This is a genomic window from Desulfocurvibacter africanus subsp. africanus DSM 2603 (assembly GCF_000422545.1).
In the GTDB taxonomy this organism is placed as follows: Bacteria; Desulfobacterota; Desulfovibrionia; order Desulfovibrionales; family Desulfovibrionaceae; genus Desulfocurvibacter; species Desulfocurvibacter africanus.
This window is the reverse complement of sequence record NZ_KE383873.1, coordinates 315226-330592: the sequence shown is the minus strand read 5'-3', so window position 1 is coordinate 330592 and position 15367 is coordinate 315226. Positions and strand designations below refer to the sequence as shown.

Sequence of the window (15367 nt, the reverse complement as noted above, 5' to 3'; positions counted from 1 at the left end):
CTTTCCTTGAGGCATTGCGCCCCTGCTGCCCGACGCTCGACGCACCTTGATACTGGCCGCAAAGCAGCAACGCTTCACGGTACGCCCGCGTGCCGGTGATGACTGATGATATGGGCAGAGCCGGGAACATGGGTACGATCCGCCAAGGACACCCATGCATGAAGGCCCGTCGACCTAAGGCCGTTGAGGGCAGGAAACGAAGCAGAACCGGGACGGCCGTGGAGAACGCATTGCGAGCATGAACTGCCGGAACCTTCTCTCCCTGATCACACCTGCCGATGCAAGCCTGACCGATTTGGCCGCACCGGTCAAGACTTTCCGGACGATCGGCTACTACAATCCGGCGCATGCCGCCTTGAAACCCAGCGCGGTGTCGAGTACACCATGCAGGCCACAACCAAAGCCAAGGAGTTCGTCATGGGCAAGATGATCGCCCGCAGAATAAAGAGCAATCCGCACTTCGACATGATCTACTACATGGAGTTGGCCGGTCAGACCCGTGTGGAGCAGAACCTGCTGGTCCAACTTCAGGAACGCTGGAACCGCTGGCGCGACCAGTATCTAAGCGTCTGGAAGCTCCTCCCGGAATTCGCCAAAGAAGACAAAGGTTACTTGCTCGTGTGGCTGGACAAGGCCGTGGAGGACGAGGTGGAGGTTGATTGGCAGAAGTCGCCGGCCCTGGGTTTGGCTTCGCACAACCTGGCCATATGTCTGTGCATGTCCACGGTCCAGAGCCTCACGCCGGAACTCCTGGACGGGGCCTGCGCCCCGCTGCCCAGGCCGGACAAGACCATGCGCTCGCAGCTCAAGCGCATGGGCCTGGAGTGGAACCCCGAGGGCCGCGTGGACCGGACCTATGCCGTGCTCACGAATCATCCCTACTCCGGTGGGTGCGAACTGTGCCTCATGCAGGAGAGCTGCATGAACAGCACTACACGCGGTGTCGCGCAAGGCGCTGAACCTGGAGCTGAACAAGACGGCCCTGAAGCCGCCGCACCCGCGGAACCCAAGCCCGAATAGAGCATTCTGCCCAGCTCTGTCCCGGACGAAAATGCAGGCAACTGCACCTGTAAAGCCGCAGCAGCATGTGCTCTATTGCCTATCCGCAAAGGCGTTTTACGCATGTGCCGCCGAGCGGGGTCTCGTGTGCGTTTTTCAGCGCTTTCCGCCGGGTCGTGACCGGATTGTGCCTGACCGGCTAGGCAGTTTGGCTGCGCCGGCAATGCGCGCCAGCGGGGACCGGTTCATCAACCTGCCGACCAGCACATAGGGGGCGGGCCTGGCGCAAGGAGACTCAAGTGAGCTTCAGGGATACTCTGTGGGCCTTGCTCGTCGTGGTGCTGTGGGCCTTCAACTTCATCGTCATCAAGACAGGCCTGGACGAATTTCCGCCGCTGCTCTTCTCCAGCCTGCGCTTCGTGGCCGCCGCGGTGCCCGCAGTGCTGCTGGTGGGCCGCGGGGGCATTCCCTGGCGGGTCATTCTGGGCGTGGGCCTGACACTCGGAGCGGGCATGTTCTCATTCCTGACCCTGGGCATGGCCCATGGCGTGCCGCCCGGGCTGGCTTCTCTGCTCATGCAGTTCCAGGCCCTGATCACACCGATTTTGGCTTTAGCAGTGCTGGGGGACCGGCCCTCAGGCTGGCAGAAGGCCGGAATCGGCGTGGCCGTCGCGGGCATCGCCTTCATCGGCTGGGAACTGTCGGCTTCGGCTTCCGTCCTTGGCATGCTGCTGGTTCTGGGCGGAGCCGCCTCCTGGGCCATGGCCAACATCCAGATCAAACAGGCCGGGAACATCGACGCTTTCCGGTTGATCATCTGGATGAGTTTGGTGCCGCCCGTGCCCTTGGCCCTGCTAAGCCTGTTCTTTGAGACCGGGCAGGCCGAAGCCCTGCGCGGACTGACCTTCACCGGTGTGGCGGCCGTGCTCTACACCGGCCTGGCCTCCACCGTGCTAGCCTTCGGCATCTGGAGCCGGCTCATCCGCAAGCATTCGCCGACCGTGGTCGCGCCGTTCTCCCTGCTGGTGCCGGTGTTTGGAATGGCCTTCGCGGCGCTGCTGCTGGGCGAGGATTTCGGGCCGTACCGGCTCACGGCGGCTGCCCTGGTCTTCTTCGGAGTTTTTCTGGCCGTTTTGGGACCCCGCCTGTCTCCCCTTCTGCAGAAAACCCGTCCGGCCAGACCCTTGACGACCAAACCATAGGTGTAAATCATTTCTTTAAAAGCAAGAGGCCCGGATGACCGGGCCTCTTGCTTTTTAGCGCCAAGCAGGAACAAACCTGCTGGGCCATGCGCAAACGTTCTTAGAGCATTTTGCTTTTGAAAATGCTCTGCAAGCCATGCGTCGGCATGGCTTGCCGCCGCGTAGGCGTAGGCGCAATTCACTTGCGCCGTCAACGCCGGAGCGGGCGTCTTAAAAGCAATCTGCTCTAAAAGCGTACGATGCCCATGACGCCCAATATGATAAGATACAGGGCCACGATGTAGTTGAGCAGCTTGGGCATGATGAGAATGAGAACGCCGCATGCGAGTGCGATGATCGCCTGCATGTTGTGCAAGTTGATGTACATGCCGCCTCCTGGCTGGGCTGAATGGGAAACGAGTTTGAACGTCAAACGCAGAATGTTTTGCAAAAGGCGTTCCCTTCAGCAAATTGAACTTATACGCCAAGTCGGCGGATTTAAACCTGCCAACACACAGCAAACCTTACGCAACTACTTCCAGCCCTTCGAGGCAGGATCAGGCCGGCAAACGTACACTGAGGCCCGAGCCGGGTGCGCCGGGCAAGGCCTCACCCGTCTCATCCTCGGGATTGCGGCGCAGCATGCCGAGCAGGTAATCGGCATCGATGCCCCGGCCGAGCTCGACCTCGCGGGCATGGTCCGCGTTCTCCGAGCCGGGCACCGGATAGGACAGGTGCAGGTTGGCGCCGGCCTCTATCTTGTAAATCTCCACCTGGCCCAGGCCCGACTCCAGCACCCGGCGGCAGACGCCGCGGGAGTAGTAGCGGTTGAACTCGTCCGCGGCCATGTTCTCGATGACATCTGTGGGGACCGCGTCCGGGCTCCTGCCCATGACCTCCGAGTTGGGCTTCTCTATGCGTTTCCTCTCGTGAGTCCCGTACCGCTTGCGTTGTGTCAGGCCCACGGCTCCGGAATCGGCCTCTTCGATGCGCAACAGGCCCGGCTTGTCCAGGCCGTGAGCCAGCCAGGCGTCATCGTGATGTTTGAGGGCTTCGCGCAGCAACCATCTGTACTCCTCGCGTCCTCGGTCCGTGAGCAGCGGGGGATAGTACAGGACGCCGCCCTGCTCGTCCTCGTCCAGTTCCACAAGCATCCAGCGCCGGGTCTCCTCGTCCAGGCTGTCGTAAGCATTTCCAATCCTGCGTGTGACCATGGCTCCTCCTTAATGGGCTCGCGTTGTGGGTTCGCGCCGCACACAGGCTGCGAAACTCCATGTTAGGCCATGATCCGCGGCAAAAGGCAAGGAGGAGCAGGCGATCAGGCAGCTCAACGCGAGCGCAGCTCGGGCGGGATATGCGCCATGGACAAGGGGCTGAGCACTGGAACCGCGTTCTCCTCGGACAGAACGATCCTCATAATCGAGCCATTGGGAATGAACAGCCCCGTGCGCAACCCCAGAAACATGCTCATGGCCCGTCCAGTGTCCTGGCGGTAATCAAGAAAGCCCTCGAAGAGCAGCATGAAAAAGGCGCGTATGATCTGCCCATGGCTGAAGAGCAGCGTGAATCCCTGCATTTGCCTGAGCCGCTCCCAGGCGGCTTCCACCCGATCGAGCATGCCCAGGAAGCTCTCGGTGCCCCGACCTTCCACATAGGCTGGATCTAGCCTGCTCCAGTATTCGTTTTCCATGGGCCTGCGCTGCTCCAGAGTCGTGCCGTTGTATTTCGCAGGCAAGAGGTAGGTGAACTCCTGCAGCGGCCATTCCTCCACGGCCGTGTCCGGGAAACGCGCCATGCTCGGCCTGGCGGTCTGGCGGGTGCGATCATACGGGCTGACGATGATACGCTCCGGCTTCCTGGGGATGGCCTTGGCGATCATGGCGGCCTGACGCCTACCCAGATCGGTCAAGCCGGCCGAGCCTGGAGCAGTGGTCATCTCGCCCGCATTAGCCATGCTTTGGCCATGGCGAATGAGCCAGATCTCATGACCTATGTTGTGCATTGACCGCGTCCGGCAGTATCCCGGAGCATTGCTGGCAAGCAGCGTCCAAGATATGCTCTCGCGAGGGCATGGTATGTTGCAGGATGATTTTTGACATGTCCTTGGGCTGCTTGTATGGTTACTACACAATAAGAATCAAAGCTGACAACCCCACGGGAGGGACGACATGAGAAAGTCCATTGTGCTCTTTGCCGCGATCCTTGCGATGGTGCTGACGACTTGTCCCGCATTCGCCCAGGTCCTGGTTGTCGAGGCCGCTCTATGCGAGGATGTTGTGAATCGAGAGCCAGTGGACCTCATCACCTCAACCGACCAATCCATGCTGCCCGTGGTGGAAGCAGGCAAGACCGGACAGATTTTCTTATGGACCAAGATCAAAGCATCCGAGGAAACCGTGGTGGTGCATTCCTGGTACAAGGAGAATCCTGACGTGGCCGAACTCGGACCGGATCTGCACCCCATGACCGAAATCGAGTTGCGGATACACCCAAGCGACGGATTCCGCACCTGGAGCACCACAAGCCTTATGCCCGGGGTCTCCGAGGGTATGTGGCGCGTGACCGTGACCACTGCCGCCGATCCGAACAATATCCTTTACCAGGAAGCCTTCCAGGTAAAGTAGTCCTGCACTCGGGTCGATAAGGCTGGTGCGGCGCCAGGGTGGTGTAAGATACGCCCCGCCTGCACGCTTTGCGCTCCGTACAGGCCATGATAACGAGCATGATACCAATTTAGGGTTTCCCGACTTGACCTGTCACAGGGCGGACACGGCATACCCGGACTTCATGAACTTATTGCCAAGGCTCCCGGGAAGACAAGTCCAGGCGGCCGATTAGCGCACTATATCAAGAAGGACATCATGAACAAAAAGCGACTTGTGGGCGTGGGAATCCTTGTGGCGATCATCGGCATCCTCGGCCGCTTCCTGGCCGAGGATTACCTGCAAAAACATCCCGGCAGAGGCATCCTGGGCACGGTTCTTGGCAAGCTGGGCAGCGATGTGCCCTGGCAGACGCAGCTTGCGTTGTTCTTCAACGAATACGGCTTTATTCTTGCTGGCGTGGGCGCAGCGCTCTTCTTGGTGGGCTTCGTCACCAAGCGTTAGAGGTTGTCACGAACCGCCGCGATGTGACGATGTGGCGGCTACGAATTCCTTCCGCTGAATTTTGTCGCTACTACGAATCACCGAAGGGGCAAGGTTATTGCCAGATCACTGATGGAATGGAGTTTCTGGACTCGAGTCTCAAGCCATGTAGTTGAGCACGCCAAAATATTGCAGCATACCGATCTACCATGAAAGTCTCCTGCGTGATCGTCAGCTTCAACAGCGAAAAGTGGCTGCACAAGGCTATTGCCAGTGTTGTTGCGCAAAATTTCGACTTGCATGAGATCATCATAGCCGATGATGGCTCCACGGATTCGTCCAGGGACATAATCCAGGCCTGGGCCAGTGCGAATTCCCGCGTAAGGGGGATACTCAGGGAATCCAATCTCGGGACATCCGCAAACAGGGACTTGGCTATTCGTGACTGCCAGGGGGATTTCGTCAGCACACTGGATGGCGATGACTATTACTACCCGGACAAGATCTCTTCCGAGGCGGCATTGGTCAGGGCGCATGGCGGGCAATGCGTGGCTTGTTCAGCATTTCATTGGGTGGACTTGGAAGGGCGGGTGCTCAAGATTATGGATTTCGAGTTCCTGAACGCCCTGTCAAGATTGGACCAGCTTTCCGGATTCGTGCTGCGAGCCTTCCCCCTGCCTCGGGACATGCTGTTTTCAAAAAAAATCTATCTCGAGTCGGGTGGGTTCGACCACAAGGCGGCCCTGTATGAGGACTGGGATTTCAAGCTGCGGCTGTTTCGCGCGGGCGCCATATGGAAAGCCAGCAACGTCCCGGGGCTCGCCTGGAGAAGACATCCAGGTGGTGGCTCCAATACGGGTCCCGAGGATCATCTCTATTGGACGCTTGCCACGCTGTATAAGAATCGCGACTGGCTCGAGAAAGAGCTAGGACGCAATCTGGTCAAGCAGGCAGTCGTGGCCAGATTCGCCCCTTTCCTGCCCGCCTGAAGTCAAGGATATCTGATGGACCATTCCCCGTATTCCGGGTTCTCGGCGGCCAGCTCGGCGAAGCGGTACATGAATTTATGCTGATTGGGCCCGGTGTGTGCGTAGTGGGTCTCGAATGAAACAGTATTGATGTTTTCCGTATCGCAAAAACACGTCTTTCTGGTGCAGGGCCTCGGAGCGTCGTACAAACGCAAGCCGGGGCTTTGCAGGAAGTTGCCGAGCGATTCCCCTCCTCGCCCCATTCCGCAAGGCCGGACCTGGCCGGTGATGTCCACGAAAACGCTTTTATGGCCGGCATTGCAAAGCCCTGCGCGTTTAGCCTCCACGAAATATGCATAATCGTGGCGAGATGTCGAAATCGTGCGCAGGATTCTCTGCTCCTCCGCGCTGTATGAAAACGGATACTCGCGGTCATTGAATTTGCCGACAAAACCCTGCACGAAGGCGTGTATACCGAGTTCGCCAAGCTTGGAGACGAGGGTTGGCAGTGTGGGGATGAGCGGGGGGTAGGCGACCAGCGCGACAGAGAAATCAACAAGCTCGTTAAGACGCCGCGCCGTATCGAACCAAGCCTCGAAATCCTTGATTTCAGTCGGATGCAGGCTGGCCACTAGGCCCAACTTGGATTGATCGAAGTTCTTGAGATCGTCGGAGTATTTTTTGAATGGAAAGCTGAGGTTGGTGATCAAATTCAGGGTCTTAATATTGGGCGCGTGCGAAAGCTGTTCCGCAACGCCCACCAACGCCGAGCTCAGGAAGAATTCGCCCAATACGCCCAATCTGATGTTAATTCTGCTTTCGATTTGCGTAATATGCGTGGCAATTCTGCTTAACGCGTTCTCATTGAATACATCATATCTCGGGTCACCTTTCATGGACCCGACAATGCAATAGGGACAGCTGTAATTGCATTTGATATAGTTGGTAAGAAACCTGATGTTCAGGTCCGGAAGCAAGCTCATTGGCATCCTCTCGCCCAGATCTAGAAAGTTCTCGCGGGCTCACTTGGAGCAAGCGAGCAAGCGCGGTCTCGCACCCCCTTACCCTGCAAGCCGCGAAATCGCAAAGGTGACTAGAGGGTTGCTCTCTCTAAGCTCAACAGCCGCGCGCGCCTTGAAAATCGGAGAAAAGCGCGAAGATCTGCCGCTCGACCCGGAAGGTGCAGCGGTCCAGCTCGAGGGCCTCGTCGTCGCCGATGCGAACCAGGCCGCTTTCAAAGCGCAGGCGCAGGGGCACGGGATCCACGACGTTCTCTTCGCACAGGTTTTGCCGCTTGCCCGGAGCAAAGCGTCGGCCTTGGCCGCCGCAAGATACAGCCACGGCGCAATCCACACTGGCCAACTCCTCCAGCTTTCCGTCAGGGGCGAAGACCAGTGAGTTCGCATCGCCGCTCACGCCCAGCGCGTCGCTGTCGAAAGCTCTGAGCGTGCCGATGGGCGTGGGCACGGCCAAGGGTTCGGCCGGCTCCAAGGAGCGCAATGCGCCATTTTCGTGAAAAGCCAGCCCCAGCCGTGCCTTTACCCGGCCCAAGGGGCTGTCCACCTCCACTTCCTCGCCACGCCACAGGGTCAGGCTGCGTAATGCGCCGGACGGATGAAAGTGCACGCAAATCAGCCTGGCCTCCACGCGACCGGCGGGAGTTTTCAGGGCCAAAGGCTCGGCCAGCCGCTGCTCGTCCTCCCAGGTCCAGGGGCCCGAGAGTTTGCCGTTGAGCGGAAAGACCCGCCGCACGGTCCCGGACGGATGGAAACTCACCAATTCCGCCGGGATTTCGCCCAGTGGCGTAGATACGCGCGTCTGAGTTTCCAGCGGCAATGATCTGAGCGTGCCGTCCGGATGGAACGTCACCGGCTCGACCCTGGGCTTGCGCAGGTCCTCGCCCGTGTGCTGCGGCACGAGACGGCCAAGAGGCGTCTCCAGAGGGCTGGCCTGCCCCGGCCAGATCTCGCTGGGCGAGCCGTTGCCATGAAAAACCGCGAAAGTCGCGCCTAACAGCGTCCCATATCTCGTGCGTACATCCTGGGCCATTGTCTCTCCGGATTCCAAGGGATAAAGGGGCATGAAATCGGAGCATACGGCAACCCCGCGCGAGTCACAAGAAGCGCCGCCGCAGACTATTCAGCGCGGCGGCTCTGGGCTATGCTCAGCACCATGACCACGTGGCCACATGGCCACATGGCACCTCAGGTCAGGGAGTCGCGCCATGCCAGCCATTTCCCGTTTCAACGTCAGCCTCGTCTCGGCCCTACTGCTCGTCTTGGCAGCCTCTGCGTCTGCGCCGGCCCTGGAGTTCGCGCCCGCGCCGGGCTGGGAAAAAGACGGGGTCTACGACCGGCACTATAATCCCGCCAAACACGAGACCCTGAAGGGCGAACTGCTCGGTTACGAAAATATCCGGCCTTTGCCGGGCATGAGCCCAGGCTTGGCCGCCAAGCTGCGCACCAGGGACGGCAAGACCGTGACCGCGCACCTCGGTCCCGAAACCTACGTAGGTTTTCTGCCCGAGGTCATCCATCCTGGCGCGAACCTCAAGCTCAAGGGCGCGTTCGCCACCATCGCGGGCCAATCCGTGTTCATGGCGTCCAAGGTCCGCAACGCCGAGATCTTCGAACTCAAGCTGCGCTCCACGAGCCACGGCGCGCCCTACTGGGATCTTGATCGCGCCGAAATGATCGAAGAGACGCTGGAGGACTAAGGGGCGCGCACCTAAGGGCGATACCCGCTCAGCCCCTCGTGCCCAAGGGCTTGCGGGCGATTGTCTTTGTTTCGTAATTTTATGTCCGCCGCAGGCCTGGATTCTCTCCGAGGCCCCTCGGCAACAACTTAAATTATACCAGAAATCCATCCAAGTCCCAAGCTTACCGCCATGGCCCGCAGGGCAATCACAGCGCACATGCATAAGAGCCGGAAATCATTCTCTGCTTCCCCATTCAGTTGGCACGCAGCTTTACTATCGGCCATTCGGGCCTCTTGCACGAAGACCGACCCGTGTAGGTAGCTGGCGGCCTGCCACTGATGGGCCGTAAGCCCTCAGCATTCCCGGCGCCGTACACGCTAAATCAGTTTGCAAATGAAATGAGGTTCCAGGGAAATCATTTCCTTGGCGAGTGGACCTGGGGATGGCACCGCCCTCTCTTAGTTCAAATGCAAGCTGCTTTAATATTAAACACTTCTAATGGAAGGGCTTTCCTGAACAGCGAAAGGCCCCACGATCGATCACCTGGAGCCGGAATCCGCGGATTCCATAGGCAGTCTGCGACCAGATCTATTCTATAGACGTTCAATTTGGCCGGCAGGTGGCACAAGTTTCACATTCCACTCCTTCGTTAATAATATATCCTACCTTGCTATACGGCGTTCGGAACTAAGTGGGAGGTAATTTTAATAATTAGATTGCAATTGAAGGAGGAATTGTAATGCATTGCAAGAGTATATTTTCTTATCTCTCTGAACCTATATTTACCGCCATAGACCTGTTTGGCGGCATTTACCATCCGGCCTTCAACATGTCTTATTTGCGAATGATCCTCACAAGAGGACTGATAGTTACCATATGGGCCATCCTTGCTCTGATCTTGGCTGTCCAGGCCCATGCAGGCGGAGTTCAGGGGACTGCACATAAGCACTCGGGAACGTCCACCGAAGAGGCGCACGCCTCCAAGGCGGCGCTCAATGCGGTTCGACACTGGAATGCCATCGCGCTCGATGCCGTGGTCGTCGACCACTCCTATGTCGAAGAGGAGGAGGATCTTGTATTCGGGGATCAGTTCGGGCCGGCGCGAACGAGTCGGGCCCTGGCCATCGTGCATATCGCGATCTTCGACGCGGTGAACGCCATCATGGGCGGCTATCAATGCTACACCGACCTGCCCCCAGCGCCCCGCCATGCCTCTGCTGGAGGCATATCCCTGGAGGCTGCCGTAGCGCAGGCGGCGCACGACACACTCATCGCCCTCTACCCAAGACAACTGGAGCGCCTTGACGCGCTGCTCGCCACAGACATCGAGGGGATCAAGGACCAGGACGGCTCCGCCAAGGCGGCCGGTATCGAACTCGGACAGTGCGCGGCCACGGCGATCCTGGAGGAGCGGGAGAACGACGGCTCGCAACATGACGAGCCTCTCTACGGGGAGGACTACAAGCCGGGCCACCAACCGGGCCAGTGGCGACAGGATCCCATCAGCCAATTTCCGTACTGCATAGGCATGTATTGGCATCAGGTCAGGCCGTTCGTCCTGGCCTCGGCCGACCAATTCCGGTCGTTGCCGCCACCCGCGTTGGATAGCTGGGAGTATGCGCAAGCTTTCAACGAGGTGAAGAGTTTGGGCGGGGACGGCGTCGTTACTCCCACGCAGCGAACCGAAGACCAGACCCTTGCGGGCATATTCTGGGCCTACGACAAAACCCCTGGACTGGGTTCGCCGCCACGGCAATACAACCAGATCGCTCTGACCATTGCCGAGACCATGAGTGCGGACGGCATCGAGCTCGCGCGCCTTCTGGCCCTGGTGAACGTTGGCTTTGCCGACGCGGCCATCGCGGCTTGGGATTGCAAGTGGTTCTACGAGTTCTGGCGTCCGGTGAACGGAATCCGCGAGGCCGATCCGGGCACCGGCCCCAGCGGCGCCGGCGACGGCAACCCCGAGACAAGCGGAGACCCGACCTTCACCCCGCTTGGCGCTCCGGCGAGCAACCTCCCCGAAGAGCCCGACTTCACGCCGCCCTTCCCGTCCTACCCGTCCGGGCATGCCTGCTTCGGGGGAACTCTCTTCCAGATGTTGCGCCATTTCTACGGCACCGATGACATCGCCTTCACCTTCGTATCCGATGAACTCAACGGCGTGACCACGGACAACGACGGAAGCGTACGGCCGTACGCTCCGCGGCACTATTCGTCGCTTTCCGAGGCCGAGGAGGAAAACGGCCTGAGTCGGATCTATCTTGGTGTGCACTGGGGATTCGACAGTACCGAGGGCATTGTCCAAGGCAGGCAGGTGGCGGACTATGTGTTCGAGCGCACTCTCAAGCCGAGCGAGTGACGAAAGTTCGATGCGCACAAGAATCGGGGAGGCAAAGGCCTTCCCGTTTCTTGGGGCAAAACGCCTTCAAGGCTGAACTGTCCGACTTGGACCCGTCAGCATAAGGTAGACATAAGGCGCAGCCACCTTTCAGCGACTGCGCCTTATGCTTTTTCCGCTTCAACCGAAGCGGCCTATTTGCCTCAGCTACGTCCGGGCTGCTCCGCAAGGGGAGCCGCCGCGATCCCGAACGAATCCGAGGGTTCCGAGGGCCCCACTACCGCCTGGGTTACGCGCCCGAGGGTGTTGCGGATGCGTGTCGCCTGGATCGTCATGGCCACGGCGGCTGTTTCATCAAGCTCATCCTGGGAAGCTCCGGCTTCCTTCGCGCCCGCCAGGGCAAATTGCGCGCAGGGATCACAGCCAGCCGCCAGCGAGGCTCCAAGGGCGATGAGGAACTTCGTTTTCTTGTCCAAAGCGCCACTGCCGTAGGTGGCGTTGAAAAAGCTTTGAAACAGTGCGGACAGGTCCGGCATGGCATTCTCCTCGTCCGTGCCCTCAATGGGGCCGGTCTTTCTCAGGTACACGGTGAACAGGTCGCGGGGAAGACTGCCCTCCTCCATGCGGCCGATTTGTACGATTTCAAACCCTCGGGCAAAGCGGCGGATCATCTCCTCGCTGAAGAAGTGAACGACGAAGCCGCCTATCTCGTATATCTGCTCGCCCAGATGGCGACCGACTCCGTAATGTTTGTCGAAGATACTGCGTACCGAATAGACGGCCAATCCGCCCGCACGCAGCACGCGATGGATTTCCCGCAAGGCAAAGGCGATTTCCTGCCTGCTCAGGTGCATGCACAACAGCATGTGCGAATAGCAGGCGTCGAAGCTCCCATCCGGGAAGGGGATCGGCTGGCGCACATCGTGGGGCTGGGCTTTGATGCGCGCTGAAAGCGCCCGCGCCTGTGCCTTGGCGCTCAACTCGGCGACGGACTGCTGCGAGTAGTCCAGGCCCACGACTTCCAGGCCATTCTCCGCAAAGAACAGAGTATCCCGCCCCTGGCCGGGACCCAGCTCCAGCACGCTTTTCACGCCGTTCTGCCGGAAGATGCCAAGCGCCTCCTGGCCAAAACCGCTCGGCTCCTCCCCGAAGAACTCCTCGTTCTTGCCGTAAACCTCATCCCAGTTTTGTTGCTGGTCTGTTACCGCATAACTTGCAAACACCGCTACCTCCAGCCTCGGGCGAGGACTCTTTTCATCTCATGGAAAGCTTACTTGCTGATATCGCCGCTAGCTTGCGCTCGCTGGCCATGGCCGGACTTCATCTTCCGTCTTTTTCGTTCCCTTGAAAAGCAGTCCCTTAGAGCTACAGGGGGGCAATAACGACCCTATGGCAATACCGAAGGCTCGTTCACAAGCAGATCCCGCAGCATACGCATCGCGCGTTCCGCAGGGCCCCATGCCATGGAAACAGACGCTTCCTGGGAAGGTCGTGAGCCTGCGGTTCTTCCTACCCGGTCAACTCCCCGGCCAGCCTGCCCAGGGTCTTCAGCCCCTTCTCCATCTCCTCGGACCAGATGTTGCCGCAGCAGATGCGCACGAAGCTGCGGAAGCCATCCCGTGCTGAGAAGATGCTCCCTGGACATACGCCGATGCGCTCGGCGCGGGCGCGGCGGAAATATTCGATGCCGTCGGCCTCGCCCGGCAGTTCCAGCCACAGCTGCATGCCGCCGCGCGGACTGGTCACGCGCGTGCCGGGCGGAAAATGGCGGCCGATGGCCAGACGCATGGTCGCGGCCTGTTCAGCCAAGCGCTGGCGCAGGCGACGCAGATGGCGGGTGTACGCGCCCGAGCGCAAGTATTCGGCCACGGCGATCTGCATGGGGCTGGCCGTGCACACGTTGGTGGTGATCTTCACGGCCAGGGCCTGCTCGTGGAAGCTGCCGGGCCGCAGCCAGCCCACACGGAAGCCCGGGGCCAAGGTCTTGGAGAAGGACGAGCAGGTCAGTACCAGACCTTGCTTATCGTAGCGCGCGCAGGAAGGCGGACGGCTGGGACCGAAGTGCAGCTCGGCATAGACCTCGTCCTCTATGAGCGGGATGGAGCGCCGGGCCAGCAGTTCCACGATCTCTGCCTTGGCCTCCTCGGAGGTCAGGCTGCCATCGGGATTGTTGAAGTTGGGTGTGAGCACGCAGGCGGCCACGGAAAAGGAGCGTAGAGCCTGGTCCAGGCTGGCTGGATCAATGCCGCCCTCGGGGCAGGACGGTATCTCGATGGCCCGCAGCTGCAGGCTTTCCAGCAGTTGCAGGAAACAGTAGTAGGTGGGCGACTGAATGATCACATTGTCGCCCGGCCGCGTCACGCAACGCAAGGCGATGTGCAGGGCCTCCATGGCGCCGTTGGTAATGACCAGTTCACCGGGCGCGGCCGGGCCATTGTCCATGTCCAGCATGGCGATCTGGCGCAGCAACTCGGGGTAGCCGGTCACGGGCTCGTAGTCCAAGGCACGGCTTGCGCGCGAGCGCATGACCTCGGTCAGGCAACGCGACAGAGCCTTGATGGGCAACAGCTCGGACTGGGGCAAGGATACGCCGAGCGGCAACAGGTCCGTGCGGCCCAGGGCGTCGAGCACGCTACGGATGAGCGCGGCGCGCGTGACCTCGCGCGGGGTCGAGGCCAACGACGGGCTGCACACCGGAGGCTTCGGCTCGCGCATGGCCGGACGCACGAAGTAGCCGGAGCGGGGCCTGGCTTCGACCATTCCTTTGCGCTCCAACTCGGCATAGGCCTGGGACACGGTCGCCAGGGACATGCCCATGCGTCTGCTCAGGGCGCGCAGGCTGGGCAGGCGCTGACCCGGCAGGAGCGCGCCACGGCGGATGCGCTCGACGATGGCCTGCTCGACCTGGGAATAAAGGAACTGTTCACTGCTCATGGCCGATCTGTCCTGGTCGCTTTTTTAAAAAACTGCATCTGTGCAGGTAGCAGATTTCATGGTTGATTCCAAGCCATGAACGCGGATGTCATGCATACGACCGTATCGACGGAAACAGCTCGCCGTAGCGCGGCCTTCACGGCCGGCGCGCGTGCCAGCTTGGGGGTGGGAGTCGCCGTGGCTGTCTACGGACTGGCTTTCGGCATCCTGGCCCGCCAGGGCGGACTGTCGCTCACCGAAGGCGGGCTCATGAGCCTGCTGGTGTTTGCAGGGGCCTCGCAGTTCGTGGCCCTGGACATGTGGGGGCCGTCCATGTCCCTGGGCGTGGTGGTGCTCACGACGCTGGTGGTCAACCTGCGCCACGTGCTCATGGGCGCGTCGGCCGCCAGTTGGTTCGAAGGCTGCTCCAGGGGCAAGGCCATGCTGGCCTACTTCGTGATGATCGACGAGAGCTGGGCCATGACCGCAGCCTCGCGCGTGCCCGTGCGTGACAAGGCGTCCTTCCTGCTCGGCAGCGGCGTGCTGCTCTACCTGTGCTGGGATCTGGCCACGCTGGCCGGCTTCCTACTGGTGCCCGAGATGGACGATCCGGCGCGCTGGGGGCTGGATTTCGTGTTCTGCGCATGCTTCCTGGCCCTGCTGGCCGGCATGTACCGGGGTCGCGGCGACCTGCCGGCCTGGGCCGTGGCGGCCTTGTGCGCGGTGGCGGCAGCGGAGTTCCTGCCGGGCAAATGGTACATCCTTGTCGGCGGAATGGCCGGCGGATTCACGGAGGCGATCAGGCATGGACGCCGCAATTAAGCCTTTCCTGACTATTGTCGGCATGGCCCTGGCCACCTACTCGACACGGGCCCTCGGCCCTGCCCTGGCCGCGCGCCTGCCCATGGGCGGCAGAGTGGAAGCTTTCCTCAAAGGTCTGCCCGGCGCCATTCTCGTGGCCCTGGTGGCTCCCACCGTGTTTACCGCCGGCCCGGCCGAGGCCTTGGCTTCGGCGGTCACGCTGGCCGTGGCCTTCCGCTTCGGCGGACTCGTGCCCGCCCTGGCTTCGGGCCTGGGCAGCGTACTCCTGTTCCGCTGGCTGCTCGGATAAGTCTCGCGTAATAACCGGGCAGGGCAAAGCCCTGCCTGGACCCCACCCGCTGGGGCCATTCCACCAATTC

General features: G+C 60.6%; 16 protein-coding genes. 9 read left to right on the top strand and 7 right to left on the bottom strand.

Annotated elements, in window-relative coordinates; genetic code table 11:
- Positions 1–384: 384 nt before the first annotated feature.
- Entirely contained in the window at positions 385–1020 is a 636-nt protein-coding gene (locus tag H585_RS0119195) for a hypothetical protein (RefSeq protein ID WP_244432652.1), read from the top strand.
- Between the two features lie 278 nt (positions 1021–1298).
- Positions 1299–2201 (top strand): EamA family transporter, encoded by a 903-nt coding sequence (locus tag H585_RS0119190; protein WP_027369018.1) that lies wholly within the window; start codon positions 1299–1301, stop codon positions 2199–2201.
- A 226-nt stretch (positions 2202–2427) separates the two neighbouring features.
- Here the strand turns inward: H585_RS0119190 and H585_RS22795 are convergent, their stop codons facing one another.
- The 3 genes from H585_RS22795 to H585_RS0119175 form a co-directional block, all read right to left on the bottom strand.
- Positions 2428–2568, bottom strand: coding sequence for a DUF3096 domain-containing protein (locus H585_RS22795; protein WP_014260626.1), 141 nt, complete (start codon positions 2566–2568; stop codon positions 2428–2430).
- A gap of 169 nt (positions 2569–2737) precedes the next feature.
- On the bottom strand, positions 2738–3394 hold the full coding sequence (locus H585_RS0119180) for a hypothetical protein (protein ID WP_027369017.1): 657 nt from the start codon (positions 3392–3394) through the stop codon (positions 2738–2740).
- 113 nt (positions 3395–3507) lie between these two features.
- Complete coding sequence (locus H585_RS0119175; RefSeq protein ID WP_027369016.1) at positions 3508–4182, bottom strand: histidine phosphatase family protein; 675 nt, start codon at positions 4180–4182, stop codon at positions 3508–3510.
- 166 nt (positions 4183–4348) lie between these two features.
- On the opposite strand from H585_RS0119175, the gene H585_RS0119170 reads away from it, so the two are divergent.
- The 3 genes from H585_RS0119170 to H585_RS0119160 all read left to right on the top strand — a co-directional run bounded on the left by H585_RS0119170 (position 4349) and on the right by H585_RS0119160 (position 6255).
- On the top strand, positions 4349–4804 hold the full coding sequence (locus H585_RS0119170) for a DUF2914 domain-containing protein (RefSeq protein ID WP_014260623.1): 456 nt from the start codon (positions 4349–4351) through the stop codon (positions 4802–4804).
- Between the two features lie 237 nt (positions 4805–5041).
- Positions 5042–5287: a hypothetical protein gene (locus tag H585_RS0119165; protein ID WP_014260622.1), complete on the top strand. Its 246-nt coding sequence runs from the start codon at positions 5042–5044 to the stop codon at positions 5285–5287.
- Between the two features lie 188 nt (positions 5288–5475).
- Complete coding sequence (locus tag H585_RS0119160) at positions 5476–6255, top strand: glycosyltransferase family 2 protein (protein WP_027369015.1); 780 nt, start codon at positions 5476–5478, stop codon at positions 6253–6255.
- A gap of 2 nt (positions 6256–6257) precedes the next feature.
- Here the strand turns inward: H585_RS0119160 and H585_RS0119155 are convergent, their stop codons facing one another.
- Positions 6258–7217: a hypothetical protein gene (locus H585_RS0119155; protein WP_027369014.1), complete on the bottom strand. Its 960-nt coding sequence runs from the start codon at positions 7215–7217 to the stop codon at positions 6258–6260.
- A gap of 133 nt (positions 7218–7350) precedes the next feature.
- A complete protein-coding gene (locus H585_RS0119150) occupies positions 7351–8283 on the bottom strand; it encodes a hypothetical protein (protein ID WP_027369013.1) in 933 nt (310 codons plus the stop codon).
- Positions 8284–8458: 175 nt separating this feature from the next.
- On the opposite strand from H585_RS0119150, the gene H585_RS0119145 reads away from it, so the two are divergent.
- Positions 8459–8950 carry a MamS/MamX family magnetosome protein gene (locus tag H585_RS0119145; protein ID WP_027369012.1) on the top strand — a complete coding sequence of 164 codons (492 nt, stop codon included), beginning with the start codon at positions 8459–8461 and terminating at the stop codon, positions 8948–8950.
- An 811-nt stretch (positions 8951–9761) separates the two neighbouring features.
- Complete coding sequence (locus H585_RS0119140; RefSeq protein ID WP_244432650.1) at positions 9762–11294, top strand: vanadium-dependent haloperoxidase; 1533 nt, start codon at positions 9762–9764, stop codon at positions 11292–11294.
- A 182-nt stretch (positions 11295–11476) separates the two neighbouring features.
- On the opposite strand, the gene mduS is transcribed toward H585_RS0119140, so the two are convergent.
- Positions 11477–12496 carry a methyltransferase domain-containing selenoprotein MduS gene (mduS, locus tag H585_RS0119135; RefSeq protein ID WP_027369010.1) on the bottom strand — a complete coding sequence of 340 codons (1020 nt, stop codon included), beginning with the start codon at positions 12494–12496 and terminating at the stop codon, positions 11477–11479.
- A gap of 286 nt (positions 12497–12782) precedes the next feature.
- The gene (locus H585_RS0119130) at positions 12783–14207 is read right to left on the bottom strand and encodes an aminotransferase-like domain-containing protein (protein WP_027369009.1); all 1425 of its coding nucleotides are present in this window, start codon (positions 14205–14207) and stop codon (positions 12783–12785) included.
- Between the two features lie 90 nt (positions 14208–14297).
- Here H585_RS0119130 and H585_RS0119125 point away from each other — a divergent pair, with 90 nt between their 5' ends.
- Together H585_RS0119125 and H585_RS0119120 are read left to right on the top strand one after the other, a co-directional pair.
- Positions 14298–15008, top strand: a complete 711-nt coding sequence (locus H585_RS0119125; protein WP_014260614.1) for an AzlC family ABC transporter permease — start codon at positions 14298–14300, stop codon at positions 15006–15008.
- The gene (locus H585_RS0119120) at positions 14992–15297 is read left to right on the top strand and encodes an AzlD family protein (RefSeq protein WP_014260613.1); all 306 of its coding nucleotides are present in this window, start codon (positions 14992–14994) and stop codon (positions 15295–15297) included. Before H585_RS0119125 ends, H585_RS0119120 begins: the two co-directional genes overlap by 17 nt.
- Positions 15298–15367: the final 70 nt, after the last annotated feature.